The following is a 13,469-nucleotide window of genomic DNA, read 5'->3' as shown; positions in this document are numbered from 1 at the left end:
TCATCAGCGCAGACGATCAGAACACGCGGCAATATTGCGGCGGTGCGCCCGGGCGCTGCCAGACCGCCCGGTTGCCTTCGCCCGACAGCGCATACCCGCGGCCTGCGTAGTAGAAACCGGGTCCGGAGCCGCGTTCGGCCAGGGTCACCGGCGAGCGGCCGGCTTCATGCACCGTCGCCAGCCGGCGGTCGTTGTCGATGGTCACCGTCAGATAGGCACCGCTGTCGCAGTCATAACCGATGTCGAGCAGATCCGGCCCCGGTGCGATATTGGCCGGCGGCAACAGCGGCTCGGGTGCGCGATAGATCGGGTCCGGCACTGGGGCGATCCGGCCCGGCCGCAGGGTGACGGTGCGGCTGCGGTCGCCGGCGAGATAGATGCCGATGCAGCGCCCGTCGGTGGTGGACACCAGCCAGGGATGACCGGCAAGGGTCCGCTGCACCATCTCCCCGCCCGGCGGGATCCGCGCCTGGGTCTCCCGGTTTCCATCGAAGTTGATCCAGTGCACGACCACCGGCCGCCGCCGGGTGTTGGCGAACACCAGCGTCGAAGGCCGGTCGCTGGGAATGGAGGTGATGAAGCCTTCATCGGCGCAGCTGGGGCCGGCTGCCCTGCCCACCGGCCTGTCATCGCCGACCGGCGGCGGGCTCGCCACCACCGGCGCGGGTCGGGCGCAAGCGCTCTGGAACTGGCGCACATGCCGGGCGCTGCCCTTCAGCGAAAGGCCGAAGCGCCAGGTTCCGTCAACGGCCACGTTCAGCGTCTGTCCGCGGATCAACCCGGACCAGATCGGATCTTCGGCGGACAGGTTGACCAGCGGATAGGACAGGCCGGTTTCCGCTCGCTGCGATCCCTTTCCGGTGTAGCTGCGGGTAATGTCGTTGGCCGAAAGCGTGACGTCGACCGGCGCGCCCTCGGTCAGCTCCGACCGGGTTTCCGCCGAGCGGAAGGTCATTTCCCCGGCGCCGGGCTGGCAACTGGCCACCAGCGTGCGGTCATGGGTCGTCGCCAGCCCGTAGTAGAGCCGCAGCTCGCCGCCTTCGCGCGCGACGTTCCAGCTTCGTCCCTCGATCACGGGTCCGAAATCCGTCGGCGCCGCGTTGCCTGATACCGTTCCGTCCTCATCACGAGGCGTCGCGGTGCTCTCGGGCGCCGGTGCCGTGCTGGTCGTTGTGTTCTTGTCCGCCGCTGCTGGCGTCTGCCTCGCCGGCGTCGTATCGGCGCTGCCGCGCAGGGCGTCCTTGCCGCCCGAGCCGGTTTCCGGACGGCGGATGCCGCCGGCAAGCGGCGGTGCGGAGGGGCTTGCGGTGGACGGAACCGCCGGACGAACCGTGCGGGCGGCGTCCCCTGCCTGATTGGCGCTGCGCACCGTGGCGCTGGCCTTGACCGTGACCTTCCAGTCGCCGCAGATGTCGACCGGTTCTTCCAGAATGCGCCCATCGGCGAGCACCAGCCGCACCCGGCGCCGGCAGCGGATCTGACCGTCGTTGTCCGGATCGCCGGCCACCTCGACGAACACCCGGGCCTTGGAGCGCCGCCGCACCTCCATCGCCGTGCCGTCGATCAGCACCTCGCGGATCGGCGCATCGTCATCGGTGGTGATCATCACCAGCTTGCGTTCGGGGGGTGTTTCCGCCTGCGCCGGTGCGCCGGCCAGCAGCACCAGTCCGGCAACGACAGCGGCGCCGATCCGCCTGGAATGTGTCGGCTGTTCGGTCCGTGAGGGCCTTGAAAGGGTCATCAATCCATCCAGGTTTCACAATCAAATCAAAATCGCCGCCAGAGTGGCGCGGGTTTTTGGCCGAAGCAAGACAGGTAGAGCAACATGCAAATGCTTTGGTGGGCGTCCTCCCGGACGAAGCGCAGCGGAGATCCGGGAGCGGCGAGGCACGACCTCTCGGCTCGTGTCTAGCGGAATACGGTCGTCCTTCGGCTCTCCGGTTCCGGGTCGCGCTGGCGCTTGCCCGGAATGACACAGGAACTGCCCTGTCCTGTTCCGGCAGATCCGTACCGGTGTCGCAAGCCCCGCGCCATGGGGAGCGGCCCGGCCTCGGGAAACGGGTGGCGGCGGTGCGGGGCAATGACTAGCATTCGGCCAAACCGGAGGCCCGTTCCATGACACTTTCCTCATCCCCCGCTCAGATCGCAGCACGTGCGGCGATCCCTTGCGCCACCGGCGAGGAGGCGGCGCGCGATTATCAGGTGGTCCGCCAGACCCTTGAGGCGATCACCGGCGACTGGCGCAGCCAGCCGTCTCTGGAGGAGCTTGCGGCCCGAGTCGGCCTGCAGCCGATCCAGTTGCAGCGGGTGTTCTCGCGCTGGGCGGGCATCACGCCGAAGCAGTTCCTGCAGGCGATCACCCTGGATTATGCAAGGGCGCTCCTGAAGGACGCCGCCACGGTGCTGGACACCAGCTATGAGCTCGGCCTGTCCGGTCCGGCCCGGCTGCATGACCTGTTTGTCGCCCATGAGGCGATGACCCCGGGCGCCTACCGGGCGCGCGGCGCCGGGGTGACCATCACCTATGGCTTTCACCCCTCGCCTTTCGGCCGGGCGCTGGTGATGACCACGGAGCATGGCCTGGCCGGGCTCGCCTTCGCCGATCCGGGCGAGGAGGCGGCGGCGCTGGAGGACATGATGGGCCGTTGGCCGCGCGCGGCCTATCGCGAAGATGCGGCGAAGACCGCCGCGACCGCGCGGCGCATCTTCGACCCCGCCGCCTGGTCGGCGGAGCAGCCGCTGAAGATCGTCTTCATTGGCACCGATTTCGAGATCCGCGTCTGGGAGACCCTGTTGCATATCCCCTTTGGCCGGGCCTCGACCTATTCGGAGATCGCCAGCCATCTGGGCAAGCCGCGTGCCGCCCGCGCCGTCGGCAGCGCGGTTGGCCGCAACCCGATGTCCTTCGTGGTGCCCTGCCATCGGGTGCTGGGCAGCAGTGGATCCTTATGCGGCTATCATTGGGGTCTGACGCGAAAACGCGCCATTCTCGGCTGGGAGGCGGGCCTTTCCGGTCCGGTGCTGGAGACGGTGTGACCGGCCCGCCGGCACAACGCGCCGGTCTGTTTATTAGCCGGCTTCCTAGCCTGCCCGTGCCCGTTTCAGAGCGTAGAGCGCCTCCAGCGCCTCGCGCGGGGTGAGGTCGTCCGGGTCGAGCCCATCCAGGGTCTCAAGAACCGGGTCCGGTGCCGCCGGTGCAGTCGCCGGGGCCGGGCTCGGCGACATGGCCGCGAACAGCGGCAGATCGTCGATCAACGCTTCGGCTGGCGCCCGGCGGTCCTGCTCTTCCAGTTGCGACAGCACCTGCCGTGCCCGTTCGACCACCGCCGCCGGCAGACCGGCGAGCTTGGCCACCTGAATGCCATAGGACCGGTCGGCGGCGCCGGGCGCGATCTCATGCAGGAACACCACGTCGCCCTGCCATTCCTTGACCCGCACGGTGGCATTGGCCAGGCGCGGCAGGCGGCCGGAAAGCGCGGTGAGTTCATGGTAGTGGGTGGCAAACAGCGCCCGCGACCGGTTGACCTCATGCAGGTTCTCGATCGCAGCCCAGGCGATCGACAGCCCGTCGAAGGTCGAGGTGCCACGGCCGATCTCATCGAGGATGACCAGCGAACGCGGCCCCGCCTGATTGAGAATGGCGGCGGTTTCCACCATTTCCACCATGAAGGTGGAGCGCCCGCGCGCCAGATCGTCGGCAGCGCCCACTCGCGAGAACAGCCGGTCGACAATGCCGATCCGGGCCCGGCGCGCCGGCACGAAGGCGCCCATCTGCGCCAGGATGGCGATCAGCGCGTTCTGCCGCAGGAAGGTGGATTTACCGGCCATGTTCGGGCCGGTGATCAGCCAGATATGGCCGCTTTCCTCGCCCTCGCCGGGGCCGAGATTGGCGTCGTTGGCGACGAAGGTCTCGCCGCCGCTGCGCTTCAGGGCCTGCTCAACCACCGGATGCCGGCCGCCTTCGATCTCGAAGGCGAGGCTGTCGTCGACCAGCGGGCAGACATGGTCCTCCGCCTCCGCCAGCACCGCCAGCGCGCTGGCGACATCGAGAACGGCAAGCGCCGCCGCCACCGTCTTGATCGGCGCGCCAACAGTGACCACCTCGGCGGTGAGCCGGTCGAATGTCTCAAGTTCCAGCGCGAGCGCCCGGCCGGCCGCATTGGCGATCCGGCTTTCCAGATCGGCCAGATCCGGCGTGGTGAAGCGCATGGCGCCGGCCATGGTTTGCCGGTGAATGAACCGGGCGGGATCGCTTGTCAGCTTGTCCGCATGGGCCGCCGGCACCTCGATGAACCAGCCGAGCACATTGTTGTGCTTGATCTTCAGGGCGCGAACGGCGAGCTCCTCGCACAGGTCCCCTTGCATCTTGGCGATCACCTTGCGGCTGTCGTCGCGCAGCCGGCGGAGCTCGTCCAGCTCGTCCAGATAGCCGGCGGCAATGAAGCCGCCATCGCGTTTCAGGAGCGGCGCGTTGTCGTCGATGGCCCGGGCCAGCTCGCCGGCCAGCGTCATCGGCGCGGCCCTGAGGTCGGCCAGCGCGGCGGCGAGTTCCGCCGGCAGCTCCGTGCCCTCGGCAAACAGCGCGGCGATCTCGCCCGCCGCCGCCAGCCCTTCGGCCAGCGCCTGAAGGTCGCGCGGACCGCCGCGCTGCAGCGCCAGCCGCGACAGTGCCCGGGCGATGTCCGGCACCGATTTCAGCGCCCCGCGCAGTCGTTCGCGCAGATAGGTGTCCTGATGGAGATAGGCGATCGCCGCCTGGCGGGCATGGATCGCCGCAAGGTCGGTCAGCGGGCTGGCCAGTCGGCTTGCCAGAAGCCGCGAACCGGCGCCGGAGACCGTGCGGTCGATCACCGACAGGAGCGAGCCGCCGCGTTCGCCGGACAGGGTGCGCATCAGCTCCAGATTGGCCCGGGTGGCCGGATCGATCAGCATCCGCTGGCCATCGCCCTCGCGCGAGGGCGGATCGAGCGGCGGCCGCTCGCCGAACTGGGTGCGCTCCACATAGCCGAGCGCGCCGGCAGCCGCCGTCAGCTCTGCCCGGGAGAACTGGCCGAAACTGTCGAGGGTCGCGACACCGAAATAGCGGGCGAGCCGGTCGGCGGCGGTGGCGCCGTCGAACAGGCTGCGCGGCACCGGTGACAGCGCCGCCCGGCTGTCGGCGATCCGGCCCTTCAGCCCCTCGTCCTCCAGCAGAGTGTCGGCGATGACCACCTCGCGCGGGTCGATCCGGGCAAGATCGGCGGCAAGCCGCGCCTCGTCGCTGCTGGCGACACGAAAGACGCCGGTGGAAATGTCGATCCAGGCGAGGCCATACACGGTGTCGCCATCGAGCGAGCCGCCGCGCGCCCGGTGCAACGCCAGGAGATAGTTGTTGCGGGCGGCGTCGAGCAGCCGGTCCTCGGTCAGCGTGCCGGGGGTGACGAGACGCACCACGTCGCGCCGGACCACCGATTTGGCGCCGCGCTTCTTGGCTTCGGCCGGATTTTCGGTCTGTTCGCAAACGGCGACGCGAAAGCCCAGGGCTATCAGCTTCTGCAGATAGTCATCGGCGGAGACCACCGGCACGCCGCACATGGGAATGTCTTCGCCCAGATGCTTGCCGCGCTTGGTCAGGGTGATGCCGAGCGCCCGCGAGGCGGCTTCCGCGTCTTCAAAGAACAGCTCATAGAAATCGCCCATCCGGTAGAACAGCAGGCAATCCGGATTGGCCGTCTTGATCTCGATATACTGCGCCATCATCGGGGTCAGGCGCGGTGCGGCTTTTTGCTCCGGCGCGTCGCTGTCCCGAGGGCGGGTTTCCGCTGGTTTCGTCGACATGCGGGCGACCCTAGCAAAAGGGATCGGTGGTTTCAGCCCGCCCGATCCGCATGGCGGGTTGAGTGCTGTATTTTCAGGGGATAATGTCTGCGTCCGCCAGCGGAGGCGGAGCGCAACTGGAGGGCTACATGCCGACGACGGACAAATCTGGCAAGAGCAACGTGAGCTTCACCGATCAGGAGGCGTTGCAATTCCATCAGCAGGGGCGTCCGGGCAAGCTGGAGATCACCCCGACCAAGCCGATGGCGACCCAGCGCGACCTGTCGCTGGCCTATTCGCCGGGCGTCGCCGTGCCGGTGCGTGCCATCGCCGAGGATCCCACCCGCGCCTTCGACTACACCACGCGCGGCAACCTCGTTGCGGTGATCACCAACGGCACCGCCATTCTCGGCCTCGGCAATCTCGGCGCGCTCGCCTCCAAGCCGGTGATGGAAGGCAAGGCGGTGCTGTTCAAGCGCTTCGCCGATGTGGACAGCATCGATCTGGAGATCGACACCCAGGACGTCGATGCCTTCGTCAACTCCGTGCGCTACCTCGGCCCGTCCTTCGGCGGCATCAACCTGGAAGACATCAAGGCGCCGGACTGTTTCATCATCGAGCAGCGTTTGCGCGAGCTGATGGACATTCCGGTGTTTCACGACGACCAGCATGGCACGGCGATCATCGCCGCCGCCGGCCTGATCAACGCGGTGCATCTCACCGGCCGGTCGATGTCCGAGGTCAAGGTGGTGTGCAACGGCGCCGGTGCGGCCGGCATCGCCTGCATCGAACTGGTCAAGGCCATGGGCGTTCCGCATGAGAACGTGGTTTTGTGCGACACCAAGGGGGTGATCTACAAGGGCCGCGCCGAGGGCATGAACCAGTGGAAGTCGGCCCATGCGGTGGAGACCGAGGCCCGCAGCCTCTATGACGCGCTGAAGGGTGCCGATGTGTTCCTCGGCGTGTCCGCCAAGGGCGCGCTGACCGAGGACATGCTGAAGGCGATGGCGCCGAACCCGATCATCTTCGCGATGGCCAACCCGGATCCGGAAATCACTCCGGAGGAAGCGCATCAGGTGCGCGAGGACGCCATCGTCGCCACGGGCCGCTCGGATTATCCCAATCAGGTCAACAACGTCCTCGGCTTCCCCTATATCTTCCGCGGCGCGCTCGACGTGCAGGCCACCACCATCAACGATGCGATGAAGGTTGCCTGCGCCGAGGCACTGGCCCAGCTCGCCCGTGAGGAGGTGCCGGACGAGGTGGCCGCCGCCTATCGCGGCAAGCGGCCGAAATTCGGCCCCGAATACATCATTCCCGTGCCCTTCGATCCGCGTCTGATTTCGGTCATCCCGCCGGCGGTCGCCCAGGCGGCGATGGACAGCGGTGTGGCCCGCCGGCCGATCGTCGACATGGACGCCTACCGCCACCAGCTCTCCGCCCGGCGCGATCCGGTCGCCGGGACGCTGCAGCGGATCTTCTCCAAGGTGCGGCAGCAGCCCAAGCGAGTGGTGTTTGCGGAAGGCGAGGAAGAGCCGGTCATTCGCGCCGCTGCCAGCTTCGTGGCGCAAGGGCTTGGCGAGGCGATCCTGATCGGCCGCGAGGACGAGGTGCGCGCCACTGCCGCCGCCGCCGGCATCGACATCGACCGGTCCGGGATTTCCGTGCACAACGCTCGCCTGTCGACCCGCAACGCCGACTATGCCGACTTCCTCTATGGCCGGATGCAGCGGCGCGGCTATCTGCAGCGCGATTGCCAGCGGCTGGTCAACAACGACCGCAACTACTGGGGCGCGATCATGGTGGCGCGCGGCGATGCCGATGCCATGGTGACCGGCCTCACCCGGAACTATTCGGTGGCGCTGGACACCGTGCGCAACTGCATCGACACCAAGCCCGGACATCGGGTGATCGGCGTGTCACTGGCCCTGTGCCGGGGCCGTACGGTGCTGGTCGCCGATACGGCGGTGATCGACATGCCGACCTCCGAGGAACTGGCCGATATTGCCGAGGAAGCGGCGCATGTGGCCCGCCGGCTCGGCTATGAGCCGCGCGTCGCGCTCCTGGCCTATTCCACCTTCGGCCATCCGCGCAGCGAGCGGTCGGAGAAGGTGATTGAGGCGGTGAAGATCCTAGACCGACGCCGGGTGGACTTCGAGTATGACGGCGAGATGGGGGCCGACGTGGCGCTCAACCCGGACAAGATGGCGGCCTATCCGTTCTGCCGCCTGACCGGTCCGGCCAATGTGCTGGTGATGCCGGCGTTCCACTCCGCCTCGATCGCCACCAAGATGCTGCAGGAGCTGGGCGGTTCGACGGTGATCGGCCCGCTGCTGGTCGGCCTCGACAAGCCGGTGCAGATCCTGCCGATCGGCGCCAAGGACAGCGATATCGTCAACATGGCGGCCATCGCGGCCTATAATGTAACGTGACCCTTCCGGCCTGCGGGCCGGATGACACCCTCGCCGGACGGGCTGCGGTGCATGATCTTCATGCGCGGCGGCGGTCCGCCCGCCGGGGCGCACGGATTTCACGGGAAAGGAACGACGATGCCCCGCCGGCAAATCGTCAAGATCTGCGGTCTGTCGACCGAAGCGACGCTGGATGCCGCGCTGGATGCGGGCGCGCAGATGATCGGTCTGGTCTTCTTCGAAAAGAGCCCGCGCCATGTCTCGCTGGAGACCGCCGCCGCGCTCGCCGCGCGGGCGCGTGGCCGCGCGCAGATCGTCGCCCTCACCGTCAATGCCGATGATGCGCTGATCAAGGAGATCGTGCGTAAGGTCCGGCCCGACTGGCTGCAATTGCACGGCGCGGAAAGCCCCGAGCGCTGCGCTGCGCTGCGCGTCGCCCATGGCATCCGCGTCATGAAGGCGCTGGGCGTGTCGGGGCCGGAGGACATCGAGGCGGCCCGCGCCTATGTCGGCCATGTGGACCGGCTGCTGTTTGACGCCAAGCCGCCGAAGGGGGCGGAGCTTCCCGGCGGCAACGGCCTTGCCTTCGACTGGACGCTTCTCAAGGGCCTTGACCTTGGCCCGCCGCTCATGCTTTCCGGTGGCCTTGCCGTCGGCACCGTTGCGGATGCGATCCGCATCAGCGGCATTTCGGCCGTCGACGTCTCCTCCGGCGTGGAGCGCGCCCGCGGGGAAAAGGATCCGGACTTGATCGAAAAATTCGTGGCGGCGGCACGCTCCGCCGCAAAAGAGGAATTGGGCGCATGACGATGCAGCAGAACACCTATCGCTCCGGTCCGGACGAGCGGGGACATTTCGGGATCTTCGGCGGTCGCTATGTGGCCGAAACCCTGATGCCGCTGATCCTGGAGCTGGAAAAGGCCTATGCGGATGCCAAGGCCGATCCGGCGTTCCAGGGCGAGATCGACACGCTCAACACCCATTACACAGGCCGGCCCTCGCCGCTCTATTTCGCCGAGCGGATGACGGAGGAACTGGGCGGCGCCAGGATCTATTTCAAGCGCGACGAGCTGAACCACACCGGCAGCCACAAGATCAACAACTGCCTCGGCCAGATCCTGTTGGCCAAGCGCATGGGCAAGACCCGGATCATCGCCGAGACCGGCGCCGGTCAGCATGGTGTGGCGACGGCAACCGTCTGCGCCCGGTTTGGCCTCCCTTGCGTTGTTTACATGGGCGCCACCGATGTGGAGCGGCAAAAGCCCAACGTCTTCCGCATGAAGCTCCTGGGCGCGGAAATCGTGCCGGTGACCGCCGGTGCGGGCACCCTGAAGGACGCCATGAACGAGGCCCTGCGCGACTGGGTGACCAATGTGGCGGACACCTATTACCTGATCGGCACCGCCGCCGGGCCGCACCCGTATCCGGAGATGGTGCGCGACTTCCAGTCGGTGATCGGCACGGAAGCCCGCGCGCAGATCATGGAGGCCGAGGGCCGGCTGCCCGATGCGCTGGTGGCGGCCGTGGGCGGCGGCTCCAACGCCATTGGCCTGTTCCACCCCTTCCTCGATGACAACGGCGTGGCGATCTACGGCGTTGAGGCCGGTGGCAAGGGGCTGGAGGGCGAGGAGCACTGCGCCTCGCTGAATGCCGGCAAGCCCGGCGTGCTGCATGGCAACCGCACCTACCTCCTGCAGGACGACGACGGTCAGATCCTGGAGGGGCATTCGGTGTCCGCCGGGCTCGATTATCCGGGCATCGGTCCGGAGCATTCCTGGCTGAAGGATATCGGCCGGGCGAATTACGTGCCGGTCACCGACACGGAGGCGCTGGAGGCGTTCCAGCTGCTGACCCGGGTGGAAGGCATCATCCCGGCGCTGGAGCCGGCCCATGCCTTTGCCCAGGTGATGAAGCTGGCACCGACCATGGACAAGGATCAGATCATCGTCATGAACCTGTGCGGGCGCGGCGACAAGGACGTGTTCACCGTCGGCAACCTGCTCGGCTTCGATCTCTGACGCCCGGCCTGGTGCCGCACCCGACAGTGGGTGGCACCGGGTTTTCCCACCTGTGGCGGAAGCTGTTGGCGACGCGCCGGTCTTTGCATAAAAACCGTTGCGTCGCCGGATTGGATCGGCTATCCCTGCCGCGTTATCCGGCGCCCGTCGCCGCGAAGCACCCGTAGCTCAGCTGGATAGAGCGCTGCCCTCCGAAGGCAGAGGTCAGAGGTTCGAATCCTCTCGGGTGCGCCAATGTTTTCAATGGCTTAGCGAAATTTCTACGGTGAAAATTTGTTCCTTTCATAGGTTTGGGACAAATTTGGGACAAATCCTATTTCAAGGAACCAAAGTCCCGTGCCGACCAAGAAACTCAACAACCATCCTCACGTATATGAGCGCATTTCCTCGGACGGACGCCTGACCGGCTATCAGGTCAAGATCCGCAAGAAAGGCTTCCCCGACTACACGAAAACGTTCGACCGGCTGGCGGATGCCGATGCCGCCGTCGTCCAGGTCCTCAATGTCCGCAACCATGGCAGCCGTCGCGACCACCGGGCTCCGGAGCGGATCACCCTCGGTGAAGTGCTGGAGAATGCCATTAGGGAAGTCCAGAAAAGCGAGAAAAGGGCAAAGACGGCGAAGCCGCACGTCTCTCCACTTTCATCAAACGCTATCCCCCATTCTGTCAGATGAGCATGGCGAATATTACCCGCCAAGATTGGGTTGAGTGGAAGGCACTGCGGCTGGAAGAGGTGAAATCCAGCACCGTCCGCCGGGAAATGAATTTGCTGATGCCGGTCATGAGACAGGCAGCGATTGATCTTGAGATGCTTGGCTCTCCGTTGGACCAGGTCAGCCGCCCCCAGGTACGGGACGAGCGCATTATCCGGCTCGAACCGGATGAGGAGGACCGGCTCTTCCACGAGTTCGCCTGTGCACGAAACAAACTTCTTCTACCGGCCGCCCGGTTCGCACTGGAGACCGGGTGCAGGCGGTCCGAACTGCTGCGCCTTCGCTGGAGTGATTACAGCCACAACGGCGGAACGATTTATCTGCACGACGCCAAGAACGGGCGCGGAAGGGATATTCTGCTTACCTACGCCGCGCAGGTCGTCGTCGAAGAGCTTCCCGGCCGCGAGAAAAGGGAAGGACATATCTTCCCGATTTCCGCTGAGGCACTGAAGAACGCGTTCGAGCGGGCACGTCTACGTGCTGGTGTCGCCCATTGGCGTTGGCACGATTTCAGGCATGAGGCGATTTCGCGTTGTTTTGATCATGGCTGGACCGCTGAGCAGGTGATGGACTTTTCCGGCCACGTCGATATCAAGTCGCTGCTGCGCTATCGACACCCGCGGGTGAGCGATGCAGTGGCGCGCCTACGCAAAATGGAGAGCGAGCGTCAAGCAGCCGGTAGCCTGCGCATTGCGGTATGAGCATCCTGGCTCCGGCAGCAACCCCTCATTGATGATCGGGATTGTTTCGGAGCCAGTAATTGGCTGACGGCACCAAGCTCTTGCGCCGCCTCCCGCGCTTCTTGCCTTTTTGCGCCCCCACCTTTTTAGGCTCTTCCTGGATGGGCTCCCGTCGAGTGGTTTCCGCCTTTGGCCCGGGAGCTTGTTGCAGCGTGACAGGTTTCTCCTCGATGAACTTGCGTGATCTCAGCATCGGGCGCGACCGCGCAATGACAGGATGTGCCTCGATCCACTCCTCCACGTCCCCGGCAAGGTAAAGGGCGCGGTTCTGAGGCATGAAATACCGTGGCCCCTCGCCCCTCATCGCGAGTTGCGCAAGGGAGCTTTCCGAGATCGGATAGATTTCCGCAACCTCCCGCCGTGTCAAATATCTCTTCATCGGCGGCCCGACGGTTGCGGCGTGCTGGTTTGATCCTCCAAGTATTGGTCGGCATTCTGGACAGTGAGGGCCGCATATCCGGCCGGCGCATCCTGAGCCAGGCCTCCAGCATCGGTCTGGGCACGCCCTCGCCGAGTGCAACCACCACAGCGGCGAAGTCGATTTCCGATTCAGAAGCAGCTTCCCGAGGCCGACTGCCACGTTTGGCTTCGGCCCGAATGCGCTCCTCTTGCGCTTGGCGGATCCTGTCGAGCGCATCGAAATCCTCCATGGCGCGAGGACGGCTAGACACCGCCGCCACCGGCGGCGTTTCAGAGGCAGCGCCTTGGGCGCGGCCGCGCTGTGCCGGGAGGTTTGCCTTTATCTCGTCAACCAAGTTTGGTCCGGCGGACGCGATACAGCCACTGGCATCCACCAGACGGACAAACGGGAAATGTCCGTCTGCCTGGCGGTGTTTTGGCTTGCGATTGGTGAAGCCTGGCAATCGGCCCGGTTGCATTGGACTGACGGCTCTAGGGTCACCGCCATAAAGTTGCGACAGGTGTTTGACCGCATAGCGAACAACGAGGTACGGCAGTTCGCCGGCGGCCATGAGCCTGATCCAAATTTGAAAATTCCCCGGTGACGTCTCAACGGTCAAAGCTGGCTGAAAGCCGTCAAGCGCAATGCGCGTTGCAGCTTCAGCATTCAGATCATCAAGCATAACGGTTCCGGGATGCCCGTCCCGGGCCGATGGCCCGAGACGCATAAATATGGCGGCACCCTGGGCGTTTGCGGCTGCCGCCCGAGGAAGCAGTTCCCCGACATCTGCTGGCATCAAGTTGCGACCTGTCCAAATGCCTCGTCCCCGCTCCTCGGTAGCCCGAGGAGGAAAGACAAAACCGATGTCGACTGATGCCCCCACTGCCATTGCGGCGTTCAAAGCAGCCCGCCTTGTTGCTGGATGGACCATCTCTCCCCCCCTATCGAAGTGATATGGGGCCAATGATGGATTGGACGGTTTGATCCAGAATATATTCATATAGTCAATACACTAAGCGGTCATTTTGTGTACCAAGTACCAAATTTTTCGCGGATGCCTTTTTTGAAGATCGCGGCGACGACATGTTAGGGCTAGTCCAAGTTTGGCCTGCTGCACCTTCAAGGCCACCGCGGCGTTGTCGCGGAACGATGGCTTGAGGAGTGACGGCCCCTTTACCGGTCTTTGTCAGGCGATGCAGACGATCCCGGCGGTGCCGACGGCCGAGAAGCGGTTCATCAGTGCAACGCGCATCTTGATCTCGGCGGATTAGCGGCCGGGGTTTCTAGCGGCAAAGCGTTTTTCGAAGGAGTTCAGGCAACGCATCTTTGCCTCGATACGCCTCCGTCCAGTCCAGGTCCGCCATCTTCAACGGGCTGGCCACTATCTCAG

9 protein-coding genes, 1 tRNA gene and 1 pseudogene are annotated in these 13,469 nt (G+C 65.6%); 7 read left to right on the top strand and 4 right to left on the bottom strand.

The features are described 5' to 3' along the window. Positions 1-16 precede the first annotated feature (16 nt). A complete protein-coding gene (locus LC062_RS15090; RefSeq protein ID WP_224911866.1) occupies positions 17-1,741 on the bottom strand; it encodes a VHL beta domain-containing protein in 1,725 nt (574 codons plus the stop codon). 374 nt (positions 1,742-2,115) lie between these two features. On the opposite strand from LC062_RS15090, the gene LC062_RS15085 reads away from it, so the two are divergent. Continuing rightward, complete coding sequence (locus LC062_RS15085) at positions 2,116-3,036, top strand: methylated-DNA--[protein]-cysteine S-methyltransferase (RefSeq protein ID WP_224911865.1); 921 nt, start codon at positions 2,116-2,118, stop codon at positions 3,034-3,036. Positions 3,037-3,081: 45 nt separating this feature from the next. On the opposite strand, the gene mutS is transcribed toward LC062_RS15085, so the two are convergent. Continuing rightward, positions 3,082-5,817 (bottom strand): DNA mismatch repair protein MutS, encoded by a 2,736-nt coding sequence (mutS, locus tag LC062_RS15080; RefSeq protein ID WP_404829734.1) that lies wholly within the window; start codon positions 5,815-5,817, stop codon positions 3,082-3,084. A 128-nt stretch (positions 5,818-5,945) separates the two neighbouring features. Between mutS and LC062_RS15075 the strand changes: the two genes are divergently transcribed. The 6 genes from LC062_RS15075 to LC062_RS15050 all read left to right on the top strand — a co-directional run bounded on the left by LC062_RS15075 (position 5,946) and on the right by LC062_RS15050 (position 11,640). Continuing rightward, positions 5,946-8,228 carry an NADP-dependent malic enzyme gene (locus LC062_RS15075; protein ID WP_224911864.1) on the top strand — a complete coding sequence of 761 codons (2,283 nt, stop codon included), beginning with the start codon at positions 5,946-5,948 and terminating at the stop codon, positions 8,226-8,228. 117 nt (positions 8,229-8,345) lie between these two features. Then, on the top strand, positions 8,346-9,014 hold the full coding sequence (locus LC062_RS15070; RefSeq protein ID WP_224911863.1) for a phosphoribosylanthranilate isomerase: 669 nt from the start codon (positions 8,346-8,348) through the stop codon (positions 9,012-9,014). Next, entirely contained in the window at positions 9,011-10,225 is a 1,215-nt protein-coding gene (gene trpB / locus LC062_RS15065) for a tryptophan synthase subunit beta (protein WP_224911862.1), read from the top strand. The genes LC062_RS15070 and trpB overlap by 4 nt, the downstream gene beginning before the upstream one ends. 157 nt (positions 10,226-10,382) lie before the next feature. Beyond that, positions 10,383-10,459, top strand: a tRNA-Arg gene (locus LC062_RS15060). A 102-nt stretch (positions 10,460-10,561) separates the two neighbouring features. Beyond that, positions 10,562-10,900 (top strand): hypothetical protein, encoded by a 339-nt coding sequence (locus tag LC062_RS15055; protein WP_224911861.1) that lies wholly within the window; start codon positions 10,562-10,564, stop codon positions 10,898-10,900. 2 nt (positions 10,901-10,902) lie between these two features. Continuing rightward, positions 10,903-11,640, top strand: a complete 738-nt coding sequence (locus LC062_RS15050) for a tyrosine-type recombinase/integrase (RefSeq protein WP_224911860.1) — start codon at positions 10,903-10,905, stop codon at positions 11,638-11,640. A 125-nt stretch (positions 11,641-11,765) separates the two neighbouring features. On the opposite strand, the gene LC062_RS15045 is transcribed toward LC062_RS15050, so the two are convergent. Together LC062_RS15045 and LC062_RS15040 are read right to left on the bottom strand one after the other, a co-directional pair. Then, the gene (locus LC062_RS15045) at positions 11,766-12,761 is read right to left on the bottom strand and encodes a DNA-primase RepB domain-containing protein (protein ID WP_404829733.1); all 996 of its coding nucleotides are present in this window, start codon (positions 12,759-12,761) and stop codon (positions 11,766-11,768) included. Positions 12,762-13,265: 504 nt separating this feature from the next. After that, a pseudogene (locus LC062_RS15040) lies at positions 13,266-13,442 on the bottom strand (IS5/IS1182 family transposase); the annotation flags it as partial. Positions 13,443-13,469: the final 27 nt, after the last annotated feature.

The organism is Stappia indica (genome assembly GCF_020177335.1).
Taxonomy (GTDB): domain Bacteria; phylum Pseudomonadota; class Alphaproteobacteria; order Rhizobiales; family Stappiaceae; genus Stappia; species Stappia indica_B.
The sequence above is the reverse complement of the archived record's forward strand: the minus strand, read 5'-3'. Positions and strand labels throughout refer to the sequence as shown.

What these genes read in the sequence shown, in the direction of transcription:
- LC062_RS15075 (WP_224911864.1), top strand. Translation starts at nt 5,946, where the DNA reads ATGCCGACGACGGACAAATCTGGCAAGAGCAACGTGAGCTTCACCGAT.
- mutS (WP_404829734.1), bottom strand. Translation starts at nt 5,817, where the DNA reads ATGTCGACGAAACCAGCGGAAACCCGCCCTCGGGACAGCGACGCGCCG.
- LC062_RS15085 (WP_224911865.1), top strand. Translation starts at nt 2,116, where the DNA reads ATGACACTTTCCTCATCCCCCGCTCAGATCGCAGCACGTGCGGCGATC.
- trpB (WP_224911862.1), top strand. Translation starts at nt 9,011, where the DNA reads ATGACGATGCAGCAGAACACCTATCGCTCCGGTCCGGACGAGCGGGGA.
- LC062_RS15050 (WP_224911860.1), top strand. Translation starts at nt 10,903, where the DNA reads ATGGCGAATATTACCCGCCAAGATTGGGTTGAGTGGAAGGCACTGCGG.
- LC062_RS15090 (WP_224911866.1), bottom strand. Translation starts at nt 1,741, where the DNA reads ATGACCCTTTCAAGGCCCTCACGGACCGAACAGCCGACACATTCCAGG.
- LC062_RS15045 (WP_404829733.1), bottom strand. Translation starts at nt 12,761, where the DNA reads ATGCTTGATGATCTGAATGCTGAAGCTGCAACGCGCATTGCGCTTGAC.
- LC062_RS15070 (WP_224911863.1), top strand. Translation starts at nt 8,346, where the DNA reads ATGCCCCGCCGGCAAATCGTCAAGATCTGCGGTCTGTCGACCGAAGCG.